General features: G+C 75.4%; 26 protein-coding genes, 4 tRNA genes and 1 riboswitch. Of the genes, 21 read left to right on the top strand and 9 right to left on the bottom strand.

The annotated features are described in order from the left end of the window. Positions 1–5 precede the first annotated feature (5 nt). Positions 6–443 carry a Rieske (2Fe-2S) protein gene (locus ABD220_RS04360; protein ID WP_344120145.1) on the bottom strand — a complete coding sequence of 146 codons (438 nt, stop codon included), beginning with the start codon at positions 441–443 and terminating at the stop codon, positions 6–8. Positions 444–688: 245 nt separating this feature from the next. Between ABD220_RS04360 and ABD220_RS04355 the strand changes: the two genes are divergently transcribed. Next, positions 689–1,132 (top strand): hypothetical protein, encoded by a 444-nt coding sequence (locus ABD220_RS04355; protein ID WP_344120144.1) that lies wholly within the window; start codon positions 689–691, stop codon positions 1,130–1,132. A gap of 129 nt (positions 1,133–1,261) precedes the next feature. On the opposite strand, the gene ABD220_RS04350 is transcribed toward ABD220_RS04355, so the two are convergent. The 3 genes from ABD220_RS04350 to msrB form a co-directional block, all read right to left on the bottom strand. Continuing rightward, a complete protein-coding gene (locus ABD220_RS04350; RefSeq protein ID WP_425552506.1) occupies positions 1,262–2,608 on the bottom strand; it encodes an HRDC domain-containing protein in 1,347 nt (448 codons plus the stop codon). Positions 2,609–2,660: 52 nt separating this feature from the next. Then, on the bottom strand, positions 2,661–3,317 hold the full coding sequence (locus ABD220_RS04345; protein WP_344120143.1) for a DUF3000 family protein: 657 nt from the start codon (positions 3,315–3,317) through the stop codon (positions 2,661–2,663). Between the two features lie 112 nt (positions 3,318–3,429). Beyond that, positions 3,430–3,864 (bottom strand): peptide-methionine (R)-S-oxide reductase MsrB, encoded by a 435-nt coding sequence (gene msrB, locus ABD220_RS04340; protein WP_344120142.1) that lies wholly within the window; start codon positions 3,862–3,864, stop codon positions 3,430–3,432. Between the two features lie 166 nt (positions 3,865–4,030). Here msrB and ABD220_RS04335 point away from each other — a divergent pair, with 166 nt between their 5' ends. Then, complete coding sequence (locus ABD220_RS04335; RefSeq protein WP_344120141.1) at positions 4,031–5,344, top strand: alpha/beta hydrolase family protein; 1,314 nt, start codon at positions 4,031–4,033, stop codon at positions 5,342–5,344. Between the two features lie 7 nt (positions 5,345–5,351). On the opposite strand, the gene ybaK is transcribed toward ABD220_RS04335, so the two are convergent. From ybaK to ABD220_RS04320, 3 genes are read right to left on the bottom strand one after another with little or no spacing between them, the layout of a single operon-like run. Then, complete coding sequence (ybaK, locus tag ABD220_RS04330) at positions 5,352–5,843, bottom strand: Cys-tRNA(Pro) deacylase (protein ID WP_344120140.1); 492 nt, start codon at positions 5,841–5,843, stop codon at positions 5,352–5,354. Positions 5,844–5,860: 17 nt separating this feature from the next. Beyond that, entirely contained in the window at positions 5,861–6,316 is a 456-nt protein-coding gene (locus tag ABD220_RS04325) for a SufE family protein (RefSeq protein WP_344120138.1), read from the bottom strand. After that, a complete protein-coding gene (locus ABD220_RS04320) occupies positions 6,313–7,221 on the bottom strand; it encodes a sulfurtransferase (RefSeq protein ID WP_344120136.1) in 909 nt (302 codons plus the stop codon). Before ABD220_RS04320 ends, ABD220_RS04325 begins: the two co-directional genes overlap by 4 nt. A 245-nt stretch (positions 7,222–7,466) precedes the next feature. On the opposite strand from ABD220_RS04320, the gene zapE reads away from it, so the two are divergent. Further along, positions 7,467–8,522: a cell division protein ZapE gene (gene zapE, locus ABD220_RS04315; RefSeq protein ID WP_344120134.1), complete on the top strand. Its 1,056-nt coding sequence runs from the start codon at positions 7,467–7,469 to the stop codon at positions 8,520–8,522. A 109-nt stretch (positions 8,523–8,631) separates the two neighbouring features. Here zapE and ABD220_RS04310 read toward each other — a convergent pair. Next, a tRNA-Val gene (locus tag ABD220_RS04310) sits at positions 8,632–8,703 on the bottom strand. A gap of 298 nt (positions 8,704–9,001) precedes the next feature. On the opposite strand from ABD220_RS04310, the gene ABD220_RS04305 reads away from it, so the two are divergent. The 16 genes from ABD220_RS04305 (at position 9,002) to hisF (ending at position 20,430) form a co-directional block, all read left to right on the top strand. Next, positions 9,002–9,074 (top strand) — tRNA-Gly (locus ABD220_RS04305). A 60-nt stretch (positions 9,075–9,134) separates the two neighbouring features. Then, positions 9,135–9,205, top strand: a tRNA-Cys gene (locus ABD220_RS04300). A gap of 49 nt (positions 9,206–9,254) precedes the next feature. Then, positions 9,255–9,329, top strand: a tRNA-Val gene (locus ABD220_RS04295). A gap of 215 nt (positions 9,330–9,544) precedes the next feature. Continuing rightward, positions 9,545–10,399: a cytochrome gene (locus tag ABD220_RS04290; protein WP_344120132.1), complete on the top strand. Its 855-nt coding sequence runs from the start codon at positions 9,545–9,547 to the stop codon at positions 10,397–10,399. Between the two features lie 72 nt (positions 10,400–10,471). Next, complete coding sequence (gene def / locus ABD220_RS04285) at positions 10,472–11,038, top strand: peptide deformylase (RefSeq protein WP_344120130.1); 567 nt, start codon at positions 10,472–10,474, stop codon at positions 11,036–11,038. Between the two features lie 53 nt (positions 11,039–11,091). Then, positions 11,092–12,015: a methionyl-tRNA formyltransferase gene (fmt, locus tag ABD220_RS04280; RefSeq protein ID WP_344120128.1), complete on the top strand. Its 924-nt coding sequence runs from the start codon at positions 11,092–11,094 to the stop codon at positions 12,013–12,015. Further along, the gene (locus ABD220_RS04275) at positions 12,012–13,610 is read left to right on the top strand and encodes an RsmB/NOP family class I SAM-dependent RNA methyltransferase (protein WP_344120126.1); all 1,599 of its coding nucleotides are present in this window, start codon (positions 12,012–12,014) and stop codon (positions 13,608–13,610) included. The genes fmt and ABD220_RS04275 overlap by 4 nt, the downstream gene beginning before the upstream one ends. Before the next feature lie 31 nt (positions 13,611–13,641). Next, a complete protein-coding gene (gene rpe / locus ABD220_RS04270; RefSeq protein ID WP_344120125.1) occupies positions 13,642–14,307 on the top strand; it encodes a ribulose-phosphate 3-epimerase in 666 nt (221 codons plus the stop codon). Positions 14,308–14,362: 55 nt separating this feature from the next. Further along, positions 14,363–14,526, top strand: a riboswitch (FMN riboswitch). A gap of 116 nt (positions 14,527–14,642) precedes the next feature. Next, positions 14,643–15,701: a bifunctional diaminohydroxyphosphoribosylaminopyrimidine deaminase/5-amino-6-(5-phosphoribosylamino)uracil reductase RibD gene (gene ribD, locus ABD220_RS04265; RefSeq protein WP_344120123.1), complete on the top strand. Its 1,059-nt coding sequence runs from the start codon at positions 14,643–14,645 to the stop codon at positions 15,699–15,701. A gap of 89 nt (positions 15,702–15,790) precedes the next feature. Continuing rightward, positions 15,791–16,468, top strand: coding sequence for a riboflavin synthase (locus ABD220_RS04260; RefSeq protein WP_344120122.1), 678 nt, complete (start codon positions 15,791–15,793; stop codon positions 16,466–16,468). Continuing rightward, on the top strand, positions 16,468–17,142 hold the full coding sequence (gene ribB, locus ABD220_RS04255) for a 3,4-dihydroxy-2-butanone-4-phosphate synthase (RefSeq protein WP_344120330.1): 675 nt from the start codon (positions 16,468–16,470) through the stop codon (positions 17,140–17,142). Before ABD220_RS04260 ends, ribB begins: the two co-directional genes overlap by 1 nt. Next, entirely contained in the window at positions 17,139–17,912 is a 774-nt protein-coding gene (locus ABD220_RS04250) for a GTP cyclohydrolase II (protein WP_344120120.1), read from the top strand. Before ribB ends, ABD220_RS04250 begins: the two co-directional genes overlap by 4 nt. Beyond that, positions 17,909–18,388 (top strand): 6,7-dimethyl-8-ribityllumazine synthase, encoded by a 480-nt coding sequence (gene ribH / locus ABD220_RS04245; RefSeq protein ID WP_344120118.1) that lies wholly within the window; start codon positions 17,909–17,911, stop codon positions 18,386–18,388. The genes ABD220_RS04250 and ribH overlap by 4 nt, the downstream gene beginning before the upstream one ends. Before the next feature lie 70 nt (positions 18,389–18,458). Further along, complete coding sequence (locus ABD220_RS04240) at positions 18,459–18,722, top strand: phosphoribosyl-ATP diphosphatase (protein WP_344120116.1); 264 nt, start codon at positions 18,459–18,461, stop codon at positions 18,720–18,722. Positions 18,723–18,781: 59 nt separating this feature from the next. After that, a complete protein-coding gene (gene hisG / locus ABD220_RS04235) occupies positions 18,782–19,627 on the top strand; it encodes an ATP phosphoribosyltransferase (RefSeq protein ID WP_344120115.1) in 846 nt (281 codons plus the stop codon). 38 nt (positions 19,628–19,665) lie between these two features. Next, positions 19,666–20,430, top strand: a complete 765-nt coding sequence (gene hisF / locus ABD220_RS04230; protein WP_344120113.1) for an imidazole glycerol phosphate synthase subunit HisF — start codon at positions 19,666–19,668, stop codon at positions 20,428–20,430. 525 nt (positions 20,431–20,955) lie between these two features. Here hisF and ABD220_RS04225 read toward each other — a convergent pair. After that, positions 20,956–21,429: a hypothetical protein gene (locus ABD220_RS04225; RefSeq protein WP_344120111.1), complete on the bottom strand. Its 474-nt coding sequence runs from the start codon at positions 21,427–21,429 to the stop codon at positions 20,956–20,958. Between the two features lie 188 nt (positions 21,430–21,617). On the opposite strand from ABD220_RS04225, the gene ABD220_RS04220 reads away from it, so the two are divergent. Both ABD220_RS04220 and ABD220_RS04215 read left to right on the top strand, forming a co-directional pair. Continuing rightward, complete coding sequence (locus ABD220_RS04220; protein WP_344120109.1) at positions 21,618–22,283, top strand: Pr6Pr family membrane protein; 666 nt, start codon at positions 21,618–21,620, stop codon at positions 22,281–22,283. Then, positions 22,249–23,733: an AAA family ATPase gene (locus tag ABD220_RS04215; protein ID WP_344120107.1), complete on the top strand. Its 1,485-nt coding sequence runs from the start codon at positions 22,249–22,251 to the stop codon at positions 23,731–23,733. The genes ABD220_RS04220 and ABD220_RS04215 overlap by 35 nt, the downstream gene beginning before the upstream one ends. Positions 23,734–23,749 lie beyond the last annotated feature (16 nt).

Genomic DNA, 23,749 nt, shown 5'->3' with positions numbered 1-23,749 from the left:
CCGGCTCAGCCGAGCAGGATCCGTCCGCCGGCCACGCTCGCGGGGTACGGCTCCAGCCCGGTCTCGGCGGGTCCCGCCAGGACCTCGCCGGTCCCGAGGTCGAACTGCGAGGAGTGGCACGGGCAGACGAAGAGCTCCTCGCGCGGGGCCACCATGCATCCCTGGTGCGGGCACACGGGGGAGAACGCGACCACCGTCTCCGGGTCCGGGCGGCTCACGACGGCCTGCACGCCGTCCCGGTCGAACTTCACGGCAGAGCCCACCGGCAGGTCCTCGACGGGGCCCGCGTCCACCGGAGCGGTGCCACCGGGGGCGCCGCCGCCCCCGGTGGCCGGCGCACCGTCGCCGGCGCACGCGGTGAGCGCCGCGGCCGAGCCGGCCCCGGCCAGGCCGAGGAGCGCCCGCCGGGACGGAACGGACGGAGAGCTCGGGAGCTGGGGCATCGGGGTCCTCTCGACGGCGGGATGCGGTGTCCGCCGTCAGTCTAGGCGCAGCGTCCCCGGGCGCCCGACCGGCCCCCGCGGCCGTCCCGGAGGTGATCGCTGTGAGCGGAGCCGCACAGCCCCGGTGTCCGCCGCGCCGGTTCATCAGTAGGATGATGAAGACATCAGTCAGCGGGACGGGCCGTGCACGACCGGCTCCGTCCCGGCCCCGGCCCCCGCGCCGGGACGGACGGAAGGACAGCACCATGATCAAGCGACTCATCTTCGTCACCGGATTCGGCGTCGGCTTCGTGGTCGGCTCGGCCTCGGGCCGCAAGAGCTACGAGGCCCTGAAGCAGAACGCCGTGAAGACGTGGCACGACCCCAAGGTGCAGGAGAAGGTCTCCGAGGGCACGGACTGGGTGAAGTCCGAGGTGCCGGTGGTCGGCGGCAAGCTGGCCGACAGCGCCAAGAAGGCCGCCGACACCGTGGGCACCAAGGCCTCCGACGCCTCCTCGTCCGTCAAGGACAAGGTCTCCGGCTCCTCGGGCGGCGCGGGCCCCTCGAGCGGGGCCGCGTCCACCGGCGCCGCATCCACCGGGACCTCGACCACCGGCTTCACCGACCTGCAGGACGCGACGCCGGTCACCCCGGAGAGCTCCATGGACCCGGCCGAGCCGCACCCCGCCCCCGGCGACACGCAGAGCTGACCGCAGCACCCGCGTGCCCCTCGCAGCGCCCCCGTCCGGGGCTCTTCCAGGGGCACGCCGGGCCGGTCTGCGCACGCACGGGCCCCGGCCGACGGCCGGGGCCCGTCGGCTGCCCCCGCGGGGCAGGACTCAGGCGGCGGGCGCGTCCTCGTCGCCGGCCGGCGGCTGATCGCGCTCCACCTGGCGCGCCGCCCGCTTGCGGGCCCGCAGTTCCCGCCACGCCGGGCCGAGGGCCGGCGCCGTCAGCTCGACCTGCCACCGGCGCGCCCCGAGGTCCCGCAACCGGTCCGCCACGGCCTGGTCGGTGGTGCTCTTCGGCGGCTGCCAGCAGAAGCGCCGCAGGTGCTCGGGGGTGAGCAGGTTCTCGGTGGGCAGTTCGTGCGCCTCGGCGATCTCGGCCACGAGCGGCTTCAGGGCCCGTAGCCGCGCGGCGGCCTCTGGGCGCTTGACCTCCCACGCCTTCACGGGCGGCAGGGCGTCGGACTTCACGGTGAAGGGGACGAGCTCCGTCGCGGTGCGGGCCTCGGAGATCGCCCGCAGCCACCGGGGCGCCTCCCGCGCGGCGAGCCGGCCGTGGAAGCCGGGGGTCGCGAGGAGCTGGGGCACGGTGCGCGGCATGGCGGTCGCGGCCGCGACCAGGGCGGCGTCGGGCAGCAGCCGGCCGGGGGCGACGTCCTTGTGCTGGGCGAGGCGTTCCCGCTCCTCCCAGAGGCCGCGCAGCGCGGTGAGCTGGCGCCGGCCCTTGACCTTGTTGATCCCGGACGTCCGGCGCCACGGGTCCTGGCGCGGAGGAGCGGGCTCGGCCGTGCGCACGGCCTCGAACTCCTGGAGCGCCCACTCGAGCTTGCCCTTCTCGCGCAGCAGCTCCTCCATGGCCCAGCGCAGCTGGATGAGCATCTCCACGTCGAGCGCGGCGTAGTTCAGCCAGTCCTTGGGCAGCGGCCGCTTCGACCAGTCCACCGCCGAGTGCTCCTTCGCCAGCGTGTAGCCCAGCAGCTCCTCCGTCTCCGCGGCCAGGCCCACGCGCCGGAGCCCCGCGATGCGCCCGCCCAGCTCGGTGTCGAAGAGCCGGTCCGGTTCCATGCCGAGCGCCCGCAGGGAGGGCAGGTCCTGGGTGGCGGCGTGCAGCACCCACTCGACGCCGGAGAGCGCCTCGCCCAGCACGGCCAGCGAGCCGGTCGCCTCCGGGTCGATCAGCACGGTCCCCACGCCCTCGCGCCGCAGCTGCACGAGGAAGGCGCGCTGCCCGTAGCGGAAGCCGGACGCCCGCTCCGTGTCGATCGCCGCCGGGCCGGTGCCGGCGGCGACGGCGGCGGCGGCCCGCTCCAGTCCCGCCACGGTGTCGATGACGGGGGGGATCCCGTCGAACGGCGCCGCGAGGTGGACGCTGTCGGGGATCTCGTAGTCCTCGAACCCGGCGACCACGGGGGTCGGGGGCTCGTCGGGCGCGGATCGGCGGTCGGCTGGGCTGGTCAAGGAGCGTCTTCGATTCTGTGTCGGCCCCGGCGGGGCGCGGTCGGTTCGGTGGTCAGCGGCGCGGGTGCAGCACGGTCACGCCGCGTGGGTACGGCGGCAGCCCCGCGAAGGTGCAGACCGTGTCCGCCCAGGCCGCGAGGTGCGGGGCCACGTCGGAGCCGTCGGGCGTCCAGGAAGCCCGCAGCTCGACGTCGGCCCCCTCCGCCTGGTCGCCGAGCAGTCCGAAACCCTCGGCGAGGACCCGGGACGCGGTGCCGCCCTCCCGAGAATATCCGGCCCGGTGGCGTGCCAGGGCCTCGAGCAGCCAGGTCCACGTGATGGCGCCCGCCGTGTCGTCGCAGCCGATCTCACGGCCGGCGGCCGCCCGCGCCCAGGTGACGATGCGGAACGGCCCGCCCCACGCGGCCGGCTCGGACGGGTCGTGCAGGAGCACGAAGCGCCCCGTGGCCAGGTCGTCGTCCGGGACGCCGGTCCCCGCGGCGGGGTCGGCCGCACCGGCCCCCGGCCGCGAGCCGGGACCGGCCGCGAGAACCGCGGCGCGCAACGGCCCGGGCGGTCGCCGCACCTCGGCGCGCACCGCGGCGGCGAACGGTGCGAGGTGCGTGGGGGCGGGGATCGGCGAGAGCTCGACGCCCTCCCGGGGACCGGTGCGGCGCAGCTGCTCGAGGGCGTCCTGGAAATGCTGGTACACCTCGGACAGGCCGTTCACCGCGCTCACACTGGAAGGGTAGGCCGTCGGGGCGCCCCGGGCGGCCGTGCCACGCCGCGAGCGCCCCACCGGCGTGCTGCGGGTCACCCCGGTCCCGCCCGGACGGGGCGGCTCAGGAGGCGGCAGGCACGAGGCGGACGGAGACGGAGTTGATGCAGTACCGCAGGTCCGTGGGGGTGGGGAAGCCCTCACCGCCGAAGACGTGGCCCATGTGCGAGTCGCAGGCGGCGCACCGGACCTCCACCCGCTCCATGCCCAGGGCGGTGTCCTTGATGTAGCGGACCCGGTCCTCGGCCAGCGGGGCGTAGAAGGAGGGCCAGCCGCAGTGCGCGTCGAACTTGGTGTCGGAGCGGAACAGCTCCGCCCCGCACGCGCGGCACTCGTAGACGCCCTCGGTCCTCGTGTCCCAGTACTCGCCCGTGAAGGGCCGCTCCGTGCCGGCCTCGCGCAGCACGCGGTACTCCTCCGGGGACAGGATCGAGCGCCAGTCCTCCTCGCTCCGTCCGGTGGTGCCGGGGCGGTCGCCGTGCCTGGTGGTCTCGCTCATGGTGTGGTCCTCCGGGATGTGGTCGGTGCTCCGGGGAGCGGGCCCCTGCCGGGTCCGCCCGGTGGTCCGCACGGGGCGGCTCGGCGCCGGACGGGCGCGGACCGCCCGGCCAGCACAACGACGCGTCCCTCCCGGTTATGCCCGCGCCGCGTGGAAGACTGGGGTCATGCTTCGTCGCCCTCTGCCGGTCCCCGCAGCCTCCGAGCCCCAGTCAGCGACGCAGTGGGCGCGCGGAGCGGTGGTGGGCGCGGCCGTCACGGTGGGGGCGGCGTCCCTGTCCTTCGGGCTCTCGAGCGCTGCGGCCGCCTACTTCGCACGGCAGGTGGTGGTCCCGCCGAAGTACCGCTCCGAGGACCTGCAGATCCTCGGCGTCACCCGCACCGGGGAGGACGGCGGCCCGTCCGCGACGACGCTCGTGCGGCTCCCGGCCACGGTGGACACGACCGTCGCGGGCACGTACAGCCTGCGCTTCGACGGGGGGCGTGGGCACGCCCGGATCGGCGCCATCCGCTCCTACTCGCCGCAGGAGGGGACCGTGACCCGGGTGGTCGAGGAGGTCTACTCGGGGGACCTGCTCCGGGCGACCCGCGGCTTCTGGTCCGGGACGGTCTACCCGGACCCCGGGGCGGCGGGCCTGCCGTTCGAGGAGGTGGAGATCCCGATCGAGGTCGGGCCCGCGCCCTGCTGGGTGGTCCCCGCGGAGGGCGGGCCGACCCCCGACGGCGAGCGGCCCCGGGTGCTGCCGGGCCCCTGGGCGATCATGGTGCACGGGCGCGGCGCCAGCCGGATGGAGACGGTCCGCGCCGTGCCGGTGGCGCGGGAGCTCGGGCTGACCTCCCTGCTGATCTCCTACCGCAACGACCGGGAGGCGCCGCCCACGCACGACTTCCGGTACGGGCTGGGCTTCACGGAGTGGAAGGACGTGCAGACGGCGATCAGCTACGCGAAGTCCCGCGGCGCCACCCAGATCGTGCTCTTCGGCTGGTCGATGGGCGGGGCGATCTCGCTGCAGACGGCAGACCTGTCCTTCTACCGGGACGACATCGCGGCCCTCGTGCTCACCGGCCCCGTGGTCGACTGGTTCGAGCTGATCGCCCACCACTCCCGCACCCGCCGCATCCCCTCGGGGATCGGCCGGCTGGCCACGAACCTGATCTCGCACCCGGCAGGGCGGATGCTGACCGGCCTCGCCGCGCCGGTGGACCTCAAGGCCCTGGACTGGCTCTCCCGCTCCGAGCATCTGCGCACGCCCACCCTGGTGCTGCACTCCGTGGACGACGAGTTCGTCCCGGCCGCCAGCTCCCGCCGGCTCGCCGAGCTGAACCGGCTCGTGGAGTTCGTGCCCTTCGCCCGCGCCCGGCACACCAAGGAGTGGAACGTGGACCCGCAGCGGTGGGAGGACGCCGTGCGGCGCTGGCTGCCGGCCCGGCTGGCCCAGGACGCCCGGACCCTCGGGCCCGTGCACGCGCGGCGGCGCTGAGGCCCGGTCAGGACCGCAGCGCGGCGGTGCGCCCGCCCGTGAGCCGCAGCAGCTCGGCCGGCGGCAGCTCGACGTCGAGCCCGCGCCGCCCGCCGGAGACGAGCACCGTGGACCAGGCCTGCGCGGAGTCGTCGAGCAGGGTGGGGGAGGGCGTCTTCTGGCCCAGGGGCGAGATCCCGCCCACCACGTAGCCGGTGCGCCGCTCCGCGAGCCGTGGCTCGGCCAGGGCCGCCCGCTTCCAGCCCAGGGCGGCCGCTGCGGCGCGCAGCGACAGCCGCGCGGAGACGGGCAGCACCGTGACCGCCCACTCCCGCTCGTGCACGACCAGCAGCGTCTTGAACACCTGCTCCGGGTCGCGCCCGAGCGCGGCGGCGGCCTCCAGGCCGAAGGAGGCCGCCGCCGGGTCGTGGGCGTACTCGTGCAGGGTGAAGGCCACGCGCTCGCGCGCCAGCAGCGCGACGGCGGCGGTGGGGCCCGCGCCGCGGGAGGCCTTCACCATGCCGGTGCCCCGGGTCCTCAGGCGTCCTGGAGCTCGCGGACGCGCCGCTTGATCCGGGCCAGCATCGCCGACATCCCGCGCATCCGCAGGGGCGACACCAGCTGGGTGAGCCCGAAGCGCTCCGGCAGGTCGTCGGGGACGTCCAGGACCTCCTGGGCCGGGAGCCCGTCGAGGCCCTCGTGCAGGATCGAGGCGAAGCCCCGGGTGGTCGGGGCCTCCGCCGGGGCGGAGAAGAACAGCCGCACCGGGGCGCCGGGGCCGGGCACGGCGCCCTCCTCCCACTCGACCGTCAGGAACAGCGGCGACTGGCACTCCACGACCTGCTCGAGCTCCTCCGGGTGCTCGCCCAGGCGCTCCGGCAGCGCCGGCAGGGAGCGGGAGAAGTCGAGCAGCAGCTCGAGCTTGTCCTCCTGCGGCACGGCCGTGAAGTCCGCGACGAGGTCCTCCAGCTGGGCGGGCAGGGCCCCGCTCACCGGGCCGACCCCGGGACCTCGCCGGGCTCCTCGCCGAGGACGATGGGCACGCGCACGGAGTTGCCCCACTCGGTCCAGGAGCCGTCGTAGTTGCGGACCTTCTCGTGGCCCAGCAGGTGCTTCAGCACGAACCACGTGTGGCTGGAGCGCTCGCCGATGCGGCAGTAGGCGATGATGTCGTCGTCGGCGGAGAGCCCGACCTCGTCGCGGTAGATCGCCTCGAGCTCCTCCCGGGAGCGGAACGTGGCGTCCTCGGCGGCGGCCCGCGCCCACGGCACCGACGCCGCGGTCGGGATGTGCCCGCCGCGCAGCGTGCCCTCCTGGGGGTACTCCGGCATGTGGGTGCGCTCGCCGGTGTACTCCGGCAGGGACCGGACGTCGATCAGCGGCTGCTCGCCCAGGTGCGCCAGCACGTCCTCCTTGTAGGCGCGGATCGTGGCGTCGTCGCGCTCGACCACGGGGTAGTCGGCGCGCTCGGGCACGACCTTCTCCGTGGACAGCTCGCGCCCCTCGGCCACCCACTTGTCCCGTCCGCCGTTCATGAGGCGCACGTCCGGGTGGCCGAACAGCTCGAACACCCACAGCGCGTAGGCGGCCCACCAGTTGGACTTGTCCCCGTAGACGACGATCGTGGTGTCGCGGGAGATGCCCTTGCGCGCCATGAGCTCCGCGAACTCCGCCCCGTCGACGTAGTCGCGGGTGTCGGGGCGGTTGAGGTCCGTGTGCCAGTCGATCTTCACGGCACCGGGCACGTGGCCGGTCTCGTAGAGCAGGACGTCCTCGTCCGACTCGACCACGACCACTCCCGGGTCGTCCAGGTGCTCGGCGACCCACTGGGTGGACACGAGCCGTTCGGGGTGCGCGTACTGCGCGAATTCTTCGTTGTTCTCCACGGCAACGCCCATGGGGACTCCTTCCGGGGTGCGGATCGGGGGCACAGGTCCTCGCGGACCGTCTTCCCCTCCAGGGTAGTGGTCCCGGCGGCGGGCCGTCCCGCCGGGGAGCGGACGCGGCCCGGTCACCGCCCGTATTTCGCGGCGGGCGCATCCCGGGCGGCGGGCAGCCGGTAAAATCGCCGGAGCACGCGCGTGCGCCGTTCGGCGTGCCGAACCAGCGAACCGCCGGGCGCGGCGGACAGAGAGGTCTCCCCGTGAGCATCCAGATCGAACACCTCACCGAGCGGCGCCCCCAGGTGTCAGCGGACGAACTGCTCTCGGCGTTCCGGCCCTCCGAGCGCTTCGGGGAGGTCTCGTTCGACACCTACCGTCCCGATCCGCAGCAGCCGTCCCAGGAGGCGGCGGTGCGGGAGCTGCGGAAGTTCGCGGACTCCGTCGGCCGCTCGACCGGCGGCGGGTTCTTCACCAAGCTCTTCGGCGGCGGGCCCCGCAGGGACGAGGTCCGGACGGGGATCTACCTGGACGGCGGCTTCGGCGTGGGCAAGACCCACCTGCTCGCGTCGCTGTGGCACGCGGTGCCCGGCCCCAAGGCGTTCGGCACCTTCGTGGAGTACACCAACCTCGTGGGGGCCCTGACGTTCCGCAAGGCCGTGGACGCCCTGAGCACCTACACCCTGGTGTGCATCGACGAGTTCGAGCTCGACGACCCGGGCGACACGGTCCTCATGTCCCGGCTGATGCGCGAGCTCGCCGACGCCGGCGTGCGGATCGCCGCGACGTCCAACACGCTGCCCGGCTCGCTCGGCGAGGGCCGCTTCGCCGCGCAGGACTTCCAGCGGGAGATCCAGGTGCTGGCCGACCAGTTCGAGGTGCTGCGCATCGACGGCGAGGACTTCCGCCACCGGGGGCTGCCGCAGGCCCCGGCGCCGCTGTCCGACGGAGAGCTCGACCGGGCCGTGGAGGAGCACTTCACGGGCCGGGTCGTGGCCGCCGACCGGTTCGCCGACCTCGTGGAGCACCTCGCGGGCGTGCACCCCTCCAGGTACCGCAAGCTCCTCGAGGGGATCGACGCCGTGGTCTGGCGCGACGTGCACACCATCGAGCAGCAGGCCGTGGCCCTGCGGTTCGTGGTGCTGGCGGACCGGCTCTACGACAGGAACCTGCCGATCATCGCCTCCGGCAGGCCCTTCGACGAGGTCTTCACCGCGGAGATGATGGCCGGCGGCTACCAGAAGAAGTACTTCCGCGCCGTCTCCCGCCTCACGGCCCTGGCCCGCGAGGGCATCCGGGGGGACGTCACCGCGGTCTGAGCGCCGCCCCCGGGCGCCCGCGGCACCCGGGGGCGGGCGCGGGACGAGCCCGACGACGACGGAGGGCCCCGGCTGGTGTTCCAGCCGGGGCCCTCCGTTGCGGTGCTCGTGCGCGATACTGGGTTCGAACCAGTGACCTCTTCGGTGTGAACGAAGCGCGCTACCACTGCGCCAATCGCGCTCACTGCTCGAAAACCATAACCCACATCCCGGCCGCGGGCCAATTCGGGGGCGGGCACGGTCCGCGGGCCCCCGCCGCGGCGCGGCCCCGCCGGGGATTTGGCGTTTCGGAAACGGGTCCCGTAAAGTCTCCACCTGTCAGGAACACCGACGGGTTCCGGCCAGCGGAGCGGCTGCAGAGCCGCCCGGGACACCGGCCCCGTCGATCCCGGCACGCCCGCCCCGGTGCGAATACCACCGGAACGGGTTGTGCTAGAGTTCCTGATCGGAAGATCGAGAGATCGACCGAAGCACGACATGCGGACGTAGCTCAGCTGGTAGAGCACCACCTTGCCATGGTGGATGTCGCGGGTTCGACTCCCGTCGTCCGCTCGCAGTGATCGGCATGAACGATGCCGTGACCGACGGCCCTGTCCGCGAGGACCAGGTCCCGGTGGGGTGGCCGAGTGGTTAGGCAGCGGCCTGCAAAGCCGTCTACGCGGGTTCGAATCCCGTCTCCACCTCGGTGCACACCCACCACGCTCGACGGTCCCCTCGGGAACCGCCGGTCGAGCGCGATTGGCGCAGCGGTAGCGCGCTTCCCTGACACGGAAGAGGTCACTGGTTCGATCCCAGTATCGCGCACCACCTGGAAGGCCCCGGCTCCACGAGCCGGGGCCTTCGTCGTGCCCGGGCCCCGCCCCGGAGCCGGGCCGGGCCGGGCCAGGGCCCGCACCGGGGCGGGGCACGGCGGGCGCCGCCGCGCCGCGTGTCCGAGGCGGTCGGTAGCCTGCGGGCCAGGGCCCGGAGCACCGGGACCGCCCCGGGAGCCGGGGCGAGGCGAGGGAGAGGCGACGAGCAGCGTGACACAGCCCAGGCTGGCGGAACAGACCGAGTACGGACGGATGTACGCGCGGTCGGTCGCGGACCAGGCGACCGTCCCCTCCATCACCACGGTCCTCTCCCGGGCCGCCACGGACCTGGACGGCTGGTACGGCTACTCCGCGGCGCAGGCCGCCGTGCGGGACGACCGGCTGCGCACGGCCCTGGGCTCACCGGCCCAGCTGCGCGCCGTGGTGCGGGACGCGGCCAAGGCCGCCGAGCGGCACCGCGACGAGGCCGCGGCGCGCGGGGACCGCGTGCACACCTATGCCGAGCAGATCGCCCTGCGGGCCCTCGGCCGGCCCCACCGGGCGGCGGACGCGCGGGCCGCCCTGGCCGAGCACGGCGAGGAGCGCTTCGCCTCGCGCTTCGACGAGTGGTGGGACCTCTACGCCCCCGAACCGCTCGCGGTGGAGGTCACGGTGTGGAACTCCACCGTGGGCTACGCCGGGACCCTCGACCTCGTGGCCCGGATCGCGGGCAAGGTGTGCCTCATCGACTACAAGACGAAGGGCACGGACCGGGACGGGCGCGTGAAGCCCCTCGACCCCAAGGTCGTGACCCAGCTCGTGGCCGGGCTCAAGGCGGAGGAGTCCCTCGTGGACGCGGAGACCGGCACCTGGGAGCCGTGGGCCTACGGCAGCGCGGACCTGCTCCTGGGCGTGGCGGTCGGCGAGACGGAGGTCGTGCCCGTGCAGGCCGTCCCGGCGGTGCTCGAGCAGCACTGGTACAAGTTCTGCGCCCTGCACCGGCTGTGGACCCAGGAGACCGCCCTCGCCGCGGCCGGCCCGGCGCTGCGCCCCGTGCCGCCGCCGCCGCTGCGCGAGCAGCCGTAGGCCCTGATCGCCCCGCGTGCTCGCGGGGACGGGCGGCCCGTAGACTTGCCGGGTCGAGAGCGAGGTCCTGCCATGTCCGTCCTGCCCATCCGCACCATCGGTGATCCCGTCCTGCGCACCCGCGCGGAGGAGGTCACGGCCTTCGACGACGCCCTGCGCCGCCTCGTCGCGGACATGCACGAGACGATGCTGGACGTCGGCGGCGTCGGCCTGGCCGCGCCCCAGGTCGGCGTCAGCGTGCGGCTGTTCACGTGGGCGGTCGAGGGCAGCGAGGGGCACGTGGTCAACCCCGTCCTGGAGGTGGGCGAGGAGCCCCAGCAGGGCGGCGAGGGCTGCCTCTCCGTTCCGGGCCTGGGCTACGACACCCCGCGCCGGAACTGGGCCCGGGTCACCGGCTTCGACCAGCACGGCGCGCCCGTGCGCGTCGAGGGCACCGGGTTGCTGGCGCGCTGCCTGCAGCACGAGACCGACCACCTGGACGGGCGGCTCTACGTGGACCGGCTGGTCGGCGCCGCCAAGAAGGAGGCGATGCGGGCCATCCGCGCCGCCGACTACGACGGGGTGGTGCGCGGCGTGGCCGGGCAGCGCGCCGCGCACGTGGGCACCTCCTTCGGCGCCGGCCCGTTCCGCCCGGCCTGAGCCCGGCCCCGCCCGGCCCGAGCCCCGTCCCGCCCCCACACCTCAGGAGATCCGTGAAGATCCTCTACGCCGGCACGCCGTCCGTCGCCGTGCCGTCCCTGGCCCAGCTGGCCGACCGGCCCGACGTCGAGATCGTGGCCGTCCTCACCCGCACCGACGCCCCCGTGGGCCGCAAGAAGGTGCTCACCCCCTCGCCCGTGGCCGAGGAGGCCGCGCGGCGGGGCCTGCCGGTGCTCCAGGCGAACCGGGTGGACGCGGAGCTGACCGAGCGGATCCGGGGGCTGGGCGCGGACATCGCCGCCGTGGTCGCCTACGGGGCCCTGGTCCCGCAGGCCGCCCTGGACGCCGTGCCGCACGGCTGGGTCAACCTGCACTTCTCCCTGCTGCCGCAGTGGCGCGGCGCCGCCCCCGTCCAGCGCGCCCTCATGGCCGGGGACACGCTGGTCGGGGCCAGCACCTTCCTGCTGGAGGCCGGGCTGGACACCGGGCCCGTCCTCGGCACCATGACCGACCAGGTCCGCCCCGACGACACCGCCGGCACGGTCCTGGAGCGCCTGTCCCGCACCGCGGCCCCGCTGCTGGCGGACTCCCTGCGTGCCGTGGTCGACGGCTCCGCCCGTCCGGCCCCGCAGCGGGGCGACGTGACCCACGCCCCGAAGCTCACCGCCGAGGACGGGCGGGTCCGCTGGACGGATCCCGCCGTGGCCGTGGCCCACCGGGTGCGCGGGGCGACCCCCGAGCCCGGGGCCTGGACCCGGCTCGACGACCGCCGGCTCAAGCTAGACCGCGTGGTGCCCCGGCCCGACGTCCGGGACCTCGGTCCGGGACGGTGCGTCCTGCGCGGGGACGCCGTGCTCGTGGGCACGGGCTCGTACGCGGTCCAGCTCACCCGGGTTCAGCCGGCGGGGAAGAAGACCATGGAGGCCACCGCCTGGGCGCGGGGCCGCAGCACGGAGGACGAGGTGGTGTTCCAGTGAGCGAGCGCGAGGGCGGCCAGCGCGGCGACCGACGGGGCGACCGCGACCGGCGGCCGGGAGGCGCGCGGCGCAACGCGAGGGGGCACGAGCGCAACCGGCGGGCGCAGTCCGACCGGGCCTTCTCCTCCTCGGCACCGTCGGGGCGGACGCGGCGGGCCGATCCGGCCCGGCTGGCGGCGTACGAGACCCTGCGAGCGGTGTCCGAGGAGGGCGCCTACGGCAACCTCGTGCTCCCGAAGCTCCTCCGGGCCCACCGCCTGGACCGGCGCGACGCCGGCTTCGCCACGGAGCTCGCCTACGGGGCGCTGCGCTGGCAGGGCACCTGGGACGCCGTGCTGGCCCGGTGCGTCGACCGCCCCCTGGGCGAGCTCGACGGCGCGGTGCTCGACGCCCTGCGACTGGGCGCACACCAGCTGCTGGCCATGCGGGTGCCCGACCACGCGGCCATCGACCAGACGGTGGGCCTCGTCCGGGCCGTCGTCGGGCAGGGCCCCGGCGGGCTCGTCAACGCGGTGCTGCGCAAGGTCGCGGCGCGGGACCTGGCGGCCTGGGTCGCGGAGCTGGCCGCCGGCAGCACCGACGAGACCGCGCGCCTCGGCCTCGCCCACGCCCACCCGGCGTGGGTGGTCCGGGCCCTGCGCCAGGCGCTCACCGCCCACGGGCGCGACGCCGCCGAGCTCGAGGCCCTGCTCGAGGCGGACAACGAGGCCCCCGTGGTCAACCTGGTGGCCCTGCCCGGTCTCGGCGACCTCGACGAGGCCCTCGCCGCGGGCGCGGAGCCGGGGACCCTCGTGCCCGGCTCCGCGCTGAGCAGCGGCGGTGACCTGCACCGGCTGGTGTCCGTGCGCGAGGGCGGGGTCCGCGTCCAGGACGCCGGCTCCCAGCTCGTGGCCCGTGCCCTGGTCGCCGCCGGTCAGGTCGCCGGGGTGCCGGGCGGCGGGGCGGAGGGCGGACGCTGGCTGGACCTGTGCGCCGGCCCGGGCGGGAAGGCGGCCCTGCTCGCGGCGCTCGCGGACCGGCGAGAGGCCCACCTGACGGCCAACGAGGTCGCCCCGCACCGGGCCGAGCTCGTGCGCCGGGCCCTGCGGCCGGTCCCGGAGCACGCCTGGACGGTGCGCACGGGGGACGGCCGCAGCGCCGGCGAGCTGCTCGGAGGCCGCCCCGCGGAGGAGGCCGGCTTCGACCGGGTGCTCGTCGACGCCCCCTGCACGGGCCTCGGGGCGCTGCGCCGCCGCCCGGAGTCCCGCTGGCGGCGCAGCCCCCGGGACCTGGCCGAGCTCGGGCCGCTGCAGCGGGAGCTGCTGCACGCCGCCCTGGACGTGGCCCGCCCCGGCGGCCTGGTCGCCTACGCGACCTGCTCCCCGCACGCGGCCGAGACCCTCACCGTGGTCCAGGACGTGCTGGCCGGGCGCCGTGACGTCGAGCTCGTCGACGCGCTGGAGCCGGTCCGGGCCGCGGCCCTGCCCGGCAGCCTCGACGGGGACCGCGACCCGTCCCGCCCGTGGGCGGGGGACACCGGACCCGCGACCGTCCAGCTGTGGCCGCACGTCCACGGCACGGACGCCATGTTCCTGGCCCTGCTGCGCAAGCGCTGACCCCCCGACCGACCACCCACCAGGAGTCCCCGTGTCCCGAACCTGCATCCACCCCTCGATCCTCTCCGCCGACTTCGTCAACCTCGAGGCCGAGCTGGGCCGGATCGCCGCCGCCGACGCCGTGCACGTGGACGTCATGGACAACCACTTCGTGCCGAACCTCACGCTGGGCATGCCCCTCGTGGAGCGGATCCTCGCCGTCAGCCCCCTCCCGCTGGACGTGCACCTGATGATCGAGGACGCGGACCGCTGGGCCGCCGGCTACGCCGAGCTCGGCTGCGAGTCCGTCACCTTCCACGCCGAGGCCGCACGCGCGCCGCTGAAGCTGGCCCGCGAGCTGCGCGCCCACGGCGCCCGGGCCGGGATGGCGCTGCGCCCCGCGACCCCCGTGGAGCCGTACCTCGACCTGCTGCCGGAGCTGGACATGCTCCTGGTCATGACGGTGGAGCCGGGCTTCGGTGGCCAGGCCTTCCTCGACGTCACGCTGCCGAAGATCCGGCGGGCCGCCGAGGCGGTCCGGGCGGGCGGGGGACGGGTGGCCCTCCAGGTGGACGGCGGGATCACGCAGGAGACCATCGTGCGAGCCGCGGAGGCGGGGGCCGACACGTTCGTGGCGGGCTCCGCCGTCTACGGTGCGGAGGACCCCGGGGCCGCGATCACGGCCCTGCGCGGAGCGGCCCGCGCCGCCCGCACCTGAGCCGGCCCGGCGCGGACCGACCCCGGTGCGCCCTGTGACATAATCGGGGCACGAACAACGTGTTCCGGGGTCGGTGGAAGTCCGAACCGGCGGTCACAGTCCGCGAACCGGACGACCGCGTCCGTGCGGGAGCCCAGCTCCTGCACCGGCGGGTCGCCCGGCCGAACCGGTGGAACTCCGGTACCGACAGTCACAGTCTGGATGGAAGGCAACACGTTCAACGGCCCTCGTGGCGTGCCGTCGACGGCACCGGCCACGACGCCGTCCGGTCCCGCGGGCCCCGACGGCGGCACCGTTGTCCTGCGCCCCGGAACCACCCGGGAAAGGACGACACGATGGACCCGCAGCACCGGAGCGGCGACGACGCCGAGCGGTCGGTCATGCGGACCGCCCTGCACGCGGCGGCCCGCGGCCCGCGCGGGGCCAATCCCCTCGTCGGAGCCGTCCTCGTCGACGCCGAGGGCCGGATCCTGCACGTCGGCCACCACCGCGGAGCCGGCACCGTCCACGCCGAGGTCGACGTCCTGGGGCGCGCCGGGTCCGCCGGCACCGACCTGCGCGGCACCACCCTGTACGTCACCCTCGAACCGTGCAACCACTGGGGCCGCACCGGTCCGTGCGCGGAGGCGATCGTGGAGGCGGGCGTGCCCCGGGTGGTCTACGGCGCCCCCGACCGCACGGCCGCCGCCGCCGGCGGGGCCGCCGCCCTGCGCGCCGCGGGCCTCGAGGTCCGCTCGGGCGTGCTGGCCGAGGAGGCGGAGCGCCTCAACGACCGCTGGGGCGAGACCGTGCGCGCCCAGCGCCCGTTCGTGACCCTCAAGGTCGCCCAGAGCCTCGATGCCCGGATCGCCGCCGCGGACGGGACCAGCCAGTGGATCACGTCGTCGTCGGCCCGCGAGCACGGGCACGACCTGCGCGCCCGTGCCGACGCCGTGCTCGTGGGCAGCGGCACGGTCCTGGCCGACGACCCCCGGCTCACCGCCCGCACCGGCGACGGCGGCGTCGTCGCGCGACAGCCCCTGCGCGTGGCCATGGGCCTGCGCCCCGTGCCGGCGGGCGCCGCGATCCGCGGGACCGACGGACGGTTCCGGCACGTCGCGACCCGAGACCCCCACTCCGCCCTGGCCGAGCTCTACGACGCCGGGGTGCGCCACGTGCTCATCGAGGGCGGGGCCACCGTGGCCGCGGGCTTCCTGCGCGCCGGGCTCGTCGACGAGCTCAGCCTCTACCAGGCGCCCCTGGTGCTCGGGGCGGGACGGCCCGCCTTCGAGGAGCTGGGCATCGGCACCCTCGCCGGCGCCTCCCGGTGGCGGCTCGACCCCACCGGCGGTGGACCCGTGCAGCAGCTCGGCCCCGACCTGTGGATCCACCTGCGGCCCGTCCCACCGGACTGAGCGGCACCCGGGCCGCCGCACCACACCGGCACCGCGAGATCCGACAGACCCGAACGACCCGAGAGACCGAGAGACAGAGGAAGCACCGCATGTTCACAGGAATCGTCGCCGGCCAGGGCACCGTGCGCTCGGTCGACCCCCGCCCGGACGGCACGAGCGCCCGCCTCCTCGTGGAGGCCGGGCCGCTCGTGGCGGACCTCCCGCACGGGGGCTCCCTCGCCGTCAACGGGGTCTGCCTCACGGCCACGCGCACCGAGGAGCTCGGCCCGGGGCAGTTCCTGGCCGACGTCATCGGCGAGACGCTCGTGCGCACCACCCTCGGATCCCTGGCCACCGGGGACACCGTGAACCTGGAGCGCTGCGTGCCCGCCGGCGGGCGGCTCGACGGGCACGTGGTCCAGGGCCACGTCGACGGCACGGGCACCGTCGCGGTCCGTGAGGACCTGGGGGAGTGGGAGCGGGTCCGGGTCGCCGTGCCCGCCGAGCTGGCCCCGTACGTCGCCGAGAAGGGCTCGATCGCCGTGGACGGGGTGTCCCTCACCGTGACGGCGGTCAGCGCCCCCGGTGCCGCGGAGCACTGGTTCGAGGTCGGGCTCATCCCGGCCACCCTCGCCGAGACCACCCTCGGACGCCGCCCCGTCGGCGCGTCCGTCAACCTCGAGGTCGACGTCCTCGCGAAGTACGCCCAGCGCCTGCTGGCCTTCGCCCGGACCGACCGCACCCCGGCGCCGGAGACGGCCCCGACCACGGCAGGAGAAGGAGCATGATGCGGACCAGCAGCACCCACGAGGAAACGGGCCGCGAAGAGGACGGGCGGGCCGGGGAGATCCGGCTCGATCCCGTGGACGCGGCCGTCGAGGCCATCGCCCAGGGCCGGCCCGTCGTCGTCGTCGACGACGCCGACCGGGAGAACGAGGGCGACATCGTCTTCGCGGCCGAGCACGCGACGCCCGCGCTGATGGGCTTCACCATCCGGCACACCTCCGGGGTCGTGTGCGTGCCCCTGACCGGGGCCCGGGCCGACGCGATGCGCCTGCCCCCGATGGTGGACGTCAACGAGGACTCGAAGGGCACCGCCTACACCGTCACGTGCGACGCCCGCCTCGGGGTGAGCACCGGCATCAGCGCCGCCGACCGCGCGCTCACCGTCCGGGTGCTCGCCGACCCCGCGGCCGGACCGGGGGACATCACCCGGCCCGGGCACGTGCTGCCCCTGCGCGCCGCCGACGGCGGGATCGCCGTCCGCCGCGGGCACACCGAGGCCGCCGTCGAGCTGTGCGCCCTGGCGGGCCTCGAACCGGTCGGGGTGATCGCCGAGCTCGTCCACGACGAGGGCGAGATGATGCGCCTGCCGGCCCTGCGCGCCTTCGCCGACCGGCACGGCATCCCGCTCGTGAGCATCGAGGACCTGGCGGCGCAGCTGCAGGAGGGCCGCCGATGAGGCCGGACGCCCCCCTGGTCAGCTCCGCACCGGTGGTCGTGCCCACGCCCGAGGGCCGCTTCGAGGTGATCGGCTGGCAGCTGCCCGGCGCCCCCGGGGACCCGGTCGCCGAGCACCTCAGCCTCACCGCGCCGTCCTCGGCGCGCGTGCCCGTCGGCCGGCCGCCGCTCGTGCGGCTGCACTCCGAGTGCCTCACGGGGGACGTGTTCGGTTCCTACCGGTGCGACTGCGGGCCCCAGCTGCACCTGGCGCTGCGGCGGATCGCCGACGACGGCGGCACCCTGCTCTACCTGCGCAACCACGAGGGCCGGGGGATCGGGCTGGTCAACAAGCTGCGTGCCTACAAGCTCCAGGACGGGGGCGCGGACACCGTCGAGGCGAACGAGCTGCTCGGCCTGCCCGCCGACGCCCGGGACTACACCGCGGCGGCGGCCATCCTGCACCGGCTGGGGCTGACCCGGATCCGGCTGCTGAGCAACAACCCCGCCAAGGCCGAGCGCCTGGCCGACCTGGGCATCGAGGTCGTCGCGATGGTGCCCAACGAGGTGCCGGCCCGACCGGAGAACCACGACTACCTCGTGACCAAGCGGGACCGCATGCGGCACCGCCTGCGCCACGTCGACGAGCCCACCGCCCGACGCGGCGCGGCGGCGGACCCCGCCGACCGGACCGGCAGCACGACCGACAGCCCCGCCCGCAGCACGACCGGCAGCCCCATCGACAGCCCCATCGACAGCCCCATCGACAGCACAGGAGACCTCACCCCATGAGCGGACACGGAGCCCCCGACATCGACCTCAGCACCGCCGACGCGAGCGGCCTGCGCGTCGCCGTCGTCGCCTCGAGCTGGCACACGGAGATCATGGACGGGCTGCTCGACGGCGCCCGCCGGGCGCTCGCCGACGCCGGCGTGCGGGACGCGGCGGTGGTGCGCGTGCCCGGCAGCTTCGAGCTGCCAGTCGCCGCGGCCCGCCTCGCCCCGGGCCTCGACGCCGTGGTGGCCCTCGGCGTGGTCGTGCGCGGCGGCACCCCGCACTTCGACTACGTGTGCTCGGCGGCCACGCAGGGCCTCACGGACGTGTCGGTGCGCACCGGCGTGCCCGTGGGCTTCGGCGTGCTCACGTGCGACACGGAGCAGCAGGGACTGGACCGTGCCGGGCTCGAAGGCTCGCAGGAGGACAAGGGCTACGAGGCCACGGCCGCCGCGGTGCGGACCGCGCTGCTGCTGCGCGCCCTCGGCGTCTGAGCCCCGCTCCCCGCGCCGTGCGGGCACCGGCCGGTCGGGAGGTCGCCGCGGACCCATTACCCTGGTAGTCGTGAAAACCTTCGAGACCCTCTTCGCCGAGATCAGCGACAAAGCCGTGAGCCGACCGGAGGGCTCCGGCACGGTCCGGGAGCTCGACACCGGCGTGCACGGCATCGGCAAGAAGGTCGTCGAGGAGGCCGCGGAGGTCTGGATGGCCTGCGAGTACGAGACCCCGGAGCAGGCGGCGGAGGAGATCTCGCAGCTGCTCTACCACCTGCAGGTGATGATGGTCGCGAAGGGCCTGCGGCTCGAGGACGTCTACCGCCACCTGTGAGCGTCCCGCCGCACCGGCGTCCCCGCCCCACCGAAGCCCCTGAGCCGAGAAGGAACCCCATGCTGCGTGTCGCAGTGCCCAACAAGGGCGCCCTGTCCGAGTCCTCCGTCACCATGCTCAAGGAGGCCGGCTACCGGCAGCGGCGGGACTCCCGCGAGCTGGTGCTGGTCGACCCCGAGAACAACGTCGAGTTCTTCTACCTGCGCCCCCGCGACATCGCGGTGTACGTGGGCGGGGGCATCCTCGACGTCGGGATCACCGGCCGGGACCTGCTCCTGGACTCGGGCGCCCACGCCGACGAGGACCTCGGGCTGGACTTCGCCCGGTCCACGTTCCGCTTCGCGGGCCCGGCGGGCGAGTTCTCCTCGATCGCCGAGCTGGCGGGCCGGCGGATCGCCACGAGCTACGACGGCCTGCTGCGCGACTACCTCGCCGAGCAGGGCGTGGCGGCCGACGTGGTCCGTCTCGACGGCGCGGTGGAGTCCTCCATCCGGCTGGGCGTGGCCGACGCGATCGCCGACGTCGTGGAGACCGGCAACACCCTGCGCGCCGCGGGCCTGCAGGTCTTCGGAGAGCCCATCATGACCTCCGAGGCGCTGCTCGTCCGCAGCCGCGCGGCCACGGAGCCCGAGGGACTGGCCGTGCTCCGGCGGCGCCTGCAGGGCGTGCTCGTGGCCCGGCAGTACGTGATGATGGACTACGACGTGGCCGAGGAGTACGTCGAGGCCGCCACCCAGATCACCCCCGGCATGGAGGGCCCCACCATCTCCCGGCTCGGCCGCGGCAACGCCTGGGCCGTGCGCGCCATGGTCCCCAAGTCCGAGACGAACAAGGTCATGGACGCCCTCTACGACGTCGGGGCCCGCGCCATCCTCGTCTCCCCGATCCAGGCCGCCCGGATCTGAGCGTCCCTTCCCACCCCGCAGCCGAGGAGGTGCCGCCCGTGGGCGTTGCCGTACGTGTCATCCCGTGCCTGGACGTCGACGCCGGTCGAGTCGTCAAGGGCGTGAACTTCGAGAACCTGCGCGACGCCGGTGACCCGGTGGAGCTCGCCAAGCGCTACAACGAGGCCGGCGCGGACGAGCTGACGTTCCTCGACGTCACGGCGTCCTCGGCGGCCCGGGCCACGACCTTCGACGTGGTCTCCCGCACCGCCGGGCAGGTCTTCATCCCGCTCACCGTGGGCGGCGGCGTGCGCGCGGTCGGCGACGTCGACCGGCTGCTGCGCTGCGGCGCCGACAAGGCGTCCATCAACACCGCCGCGGTCGCCCGTCCCGAGGTCATCGACGAGATCACCGGGCACTTCGGCAGCCAGGTGCTCGTCCTGTCCCTCGACGCCCGGCGCACGGGCAACACCCCCTCGGGATTCGAGGTCACGACCCACGGGGGCCGCGCGCTGACCGGCCTCGACGCCCTGGACTGGGCGCGGGAGGCCGAGGACCGCGGCGTGGGGGAGATCCTGCTCAACTCCATGGACGCGGACGGCACGCAACAGGGCTTCGACCTGGAGATGATCCGGGCCGTGCGCGCGCGCGTGCACGTGCCCCTGATCGCCTCCGGCGGCGCGGGCGCCCCCGAGCACTTCCCGCCGGCCGTGGACGCTGGCGCCGACGCCGTGCTCGCCGCCTCGATCTTCCACTTCGGGCCCGTCCACGCGATCGCCGAGGTCAAGGACGCGCTGCGCGCAGCGGGCCACGAGGTCCGCTGAACGGCCCCGTGGCCCGGGGAGCCCACCGGGCGTAGAGTCGACAGTGAGCTGACGACAGTCGCTCGACAGGCCGACCGAAGGAGAGTCCACCGTGGGACTGAACAGCATCATCAGGAGCGTCACCGGTCGTGCCGGCGGGGGGACCGCCGGTCGTGCTGCCGGAGGCCGCCGGGGCACCCGCGGGATCAACGCCGCCGGCCAGGCGGGCGCGGGGAGGTCCGGCGGCCGCGGTCTCGGGGGCATGCTGCGCGGCTTCCTGAACCGCCGATAGCGCACCGTGCAGGAGCGGCCCCTTCCCGGGGCTGCTCCTGCACGCGTCCAGGACACCGTTGACCACGTCCGGGCGGGCGGACGACTCCCGCCCCGCGGTGGGACCCGTCCGCCGGACGTCGTCCGCCACGCACGACCCCGACCGGGGCATCGCCGCCCGCTGGGGCCTCGCACGTCCCGGCCGCTGCGCGATCGCCTGCCGGGCACGGTCCGGGGAGTCGCCCGGCACCACGCCGCACCGCTGAGCCGGCCGGCTCAGACCCCGTCGCGGCAGGTCCCGTCCAGCCAGCCCCGCACGGGGGCCAGGGCCTGGTCGAGCGCCTGACCGTCGAACCGCGCCGAGGGGTCCTCCGCCAGCGCCTCGCCGTAGGAGTCGACCAGCAGCTGCACCCGCGCGAAGTCCGCGGCCAGCGCCGGGGGCGCGGTGTCGCCCATGGCCTCGACCTCGTCCTCGACGTCCTGGACCTCCGGCACGGTCGGGCCGGCCGAGAGCCCGGCCGGGAGCAGGGCGAGCACCAGGAGGTCGTCCGCGACCGCCGCGCACGCCTCCCGCCGGTCGGGGTAGGCGCCCCACGGGCCGCCCGCGGCCGGGGCGGGCGACCCGGCGGAGGAGGTCGCGGTCGCCGCCGGGGACGCCGTGGCGGGGGAGCCGGTCGGTGCGCCCGGCGTGCCCGGGCCCCCGCACCCGCACAGCACCGCGAGGGCGAGCACGGCCGCCGTTCCGGGCACCGCGCGCCGCCACCCCGTCGCTGTCCTGGGAAGCATCGTCTGGGTGTCCCGCCCGCCGTCGCCGCACTGGTCCTGCTCCCACCATAGGCCCGGCCGTCCCGGACCGGCAGGTGCGGGGACGAGGAGGGACGCCCCGCGTCCGCCGGGCCTCCTATCCTGGAGCCCGGAGCGCCGGGAGGAGGTCGAGCGTGCCACTCGTCGTCGCCGCCGCCCGGGTCTGCGCCCTGGTGGTCGCGGTCTGGGCCCTGGTCTCCCGCTCCGACTGCGCCTTCGTCACCCGCACCTGCCTGGGGTCCAACCTGTTCAGCTACTTCACCGTCCACAGCGCGGTCCTGCTCATCCTGGCCGTGCTGCTGGCCCTGCTGCACACCGCGGCCCGTGCCGCTGAGCCGGGCTGGCTGACCGGGCTGCGGGCGATGGCCACGACCTACTCGGTGGTGTCCGGGACGGTGTTCGGGGTGCTGCTCGCCAACGCGGAGCTGTACGGCCACCTCTTCCTCGTCCCGCTGTCCTCGAAGGTGCTGCACTTCGTGCTGCCGGTCTACGCCGTGGCCGACTTCCTGCTGGGCCCCGGCCGCCGGCGGCTGCGCTGGGCCTCCACCTGGGCGTCCACCCTGTTCCCGGCGCTGTGGGCCGTGTACACCCTGGTCAGGGGCCGGATGGTGGGCTGGTACCCGTACTTCTTCCTCGACCCCGCCCTGGTGGGCGGCTACCGGGCCGTGGGCACCTACGCCCTGGGGCTGTCCGTGCTCATCCTCGTGGTGTCCTTCCTGGCCGTCGCCGCCACCCGCCTGCCCGCCGTCCCGGTAGGGTCGACCCATGGACGACTCCGCCCCCGCCGGCACCGCCCCTGACCCGGACGACGCCCGGCTGCTGCGCTCGGTCCGGCGCCTGGTGGACCGCCTCTCCGCCCTGCCTCCCGAGCGCGGCGACGAGCCCACGCCGCTCGGTCGGCACCTGTCCGCCGTGCTCGGCGCGGACGTGCGCACCCTGCCGGTGGTCTCGGAGGACTTCGCCCCGCACCGCCTCGCCGACGTCGACATCGCCCTCGCCGAGCTGGCGGGGGACGGGCCCGGGACCCTCCTCGGCGTCAGCGGCGGCCAGAGCCGCCAGGACCTCGGCCTCGCCGAGCTGCTGACGGCCCAGTACTCCGGGGCCGACGTCGGCCCCGTCGACTATGCGACCCGGGCCACGGGCCCGGACACGGAACGGCAGGTCGTCGCGTTCGGCATCCGCTGCCTCACCGTGGACGGGGTGCCCGTGGCGGTGCTCCAGCGGATGCCCCGCCCCGAGTACGGCCGGCCCCGGGTTCAGCTGGAGGTGCTCGCGGCGGAGCCCGCGGTCTGCGCCACGTTCCTCACCCGGCTGCGGTCGCTGATGCTCCGGCGCAGCGTGCTGCGCGGCCAGGTGCTCTCGTTCGCCGCCACCGAGTACGGCAGCGAGGCCGGGGCCACGTTCCTGCCGCGCCCGCACGTGCCCGCCGACGCGATCGTGCTGCCCGCGGGACTGCTGGAGCAGGTCGTGGGGCACGTGGTGGGCATCGGGGAGCACCGCGACGCGCTCCGGGCCGCGGGCCAGCACCTCAAGCGCGGCATCCTGCTCCACGGCCCGCCGGGCACCGGCAAGACCCTCACGGTCCGGCACCTGCTCTCCGTCACCCCGGGGACCACGGCGATCCTGCTGACCGGGTCGAGCCTGCACCTCATCGGGGCCGCCGCCGAGGTGGCCCGCACCTTTCAGCCCTCGATCGTGGTGCTCGAGGACGTGGACCTTGTGGCCATGGACCGGGATCTCGGGACGGGGCCCGCGCCGGTGCTCTTCGAGGTGCTCGACGCCCTGGACGGGCTCGACGGCGACGCCGACGTCGCGTTCGTGCTCACGACCAACCGCGTGGCCGTGCTGGAGCGGGCGCTCGCCGAGCGACCGGGGCGCGTGGACCTCGCCGTCGAGATCCCGCTGCCGGACGCGGACGCCCGGTCCCGGCTGTTCCGCCGGTACGCGGGGGAGCAGAGGTTCTCCGCCGCCGTCCTCGACGCCGCAGCGGCGCGCGCGGAGGGGACCACCGGGTCCTTCCCGAAGGAGCTGGTGCGCCGGGCCGTGCTCGCCGCGGCCGTGCGGGGCGAGGACGCGACGGACGCGGACCTGACCGCCGCCCTCGACGCGCTCCTGTCCGGCCGCGAGGCGCTGACCCGCCGGCTGCTCGGCCACGCGGACGCCGGCGACGCCCCGGACGGGGACAGGGACGGGGATACGGACGAGGACACGGACGGGTTCGAGGCGTTCGACCCGCCGGAGCACGCCTGACGGCGACGGTGGACCC

This window comes from Kocuria aegyptia (assembly GCF_039530085.1).
Classification (GTDB): domain Bacteria; phylum Actinomycetota; class Actinomycetes; order Actinomycetales; family Micrococcaceae; genus Kocuria; species Kocuria aegyptia.
The sequence above is the reverse complement of the archived record's forward strand: the minus strand, read 5'-3'. Positions and strand labels throughout refer to the sequence as shown.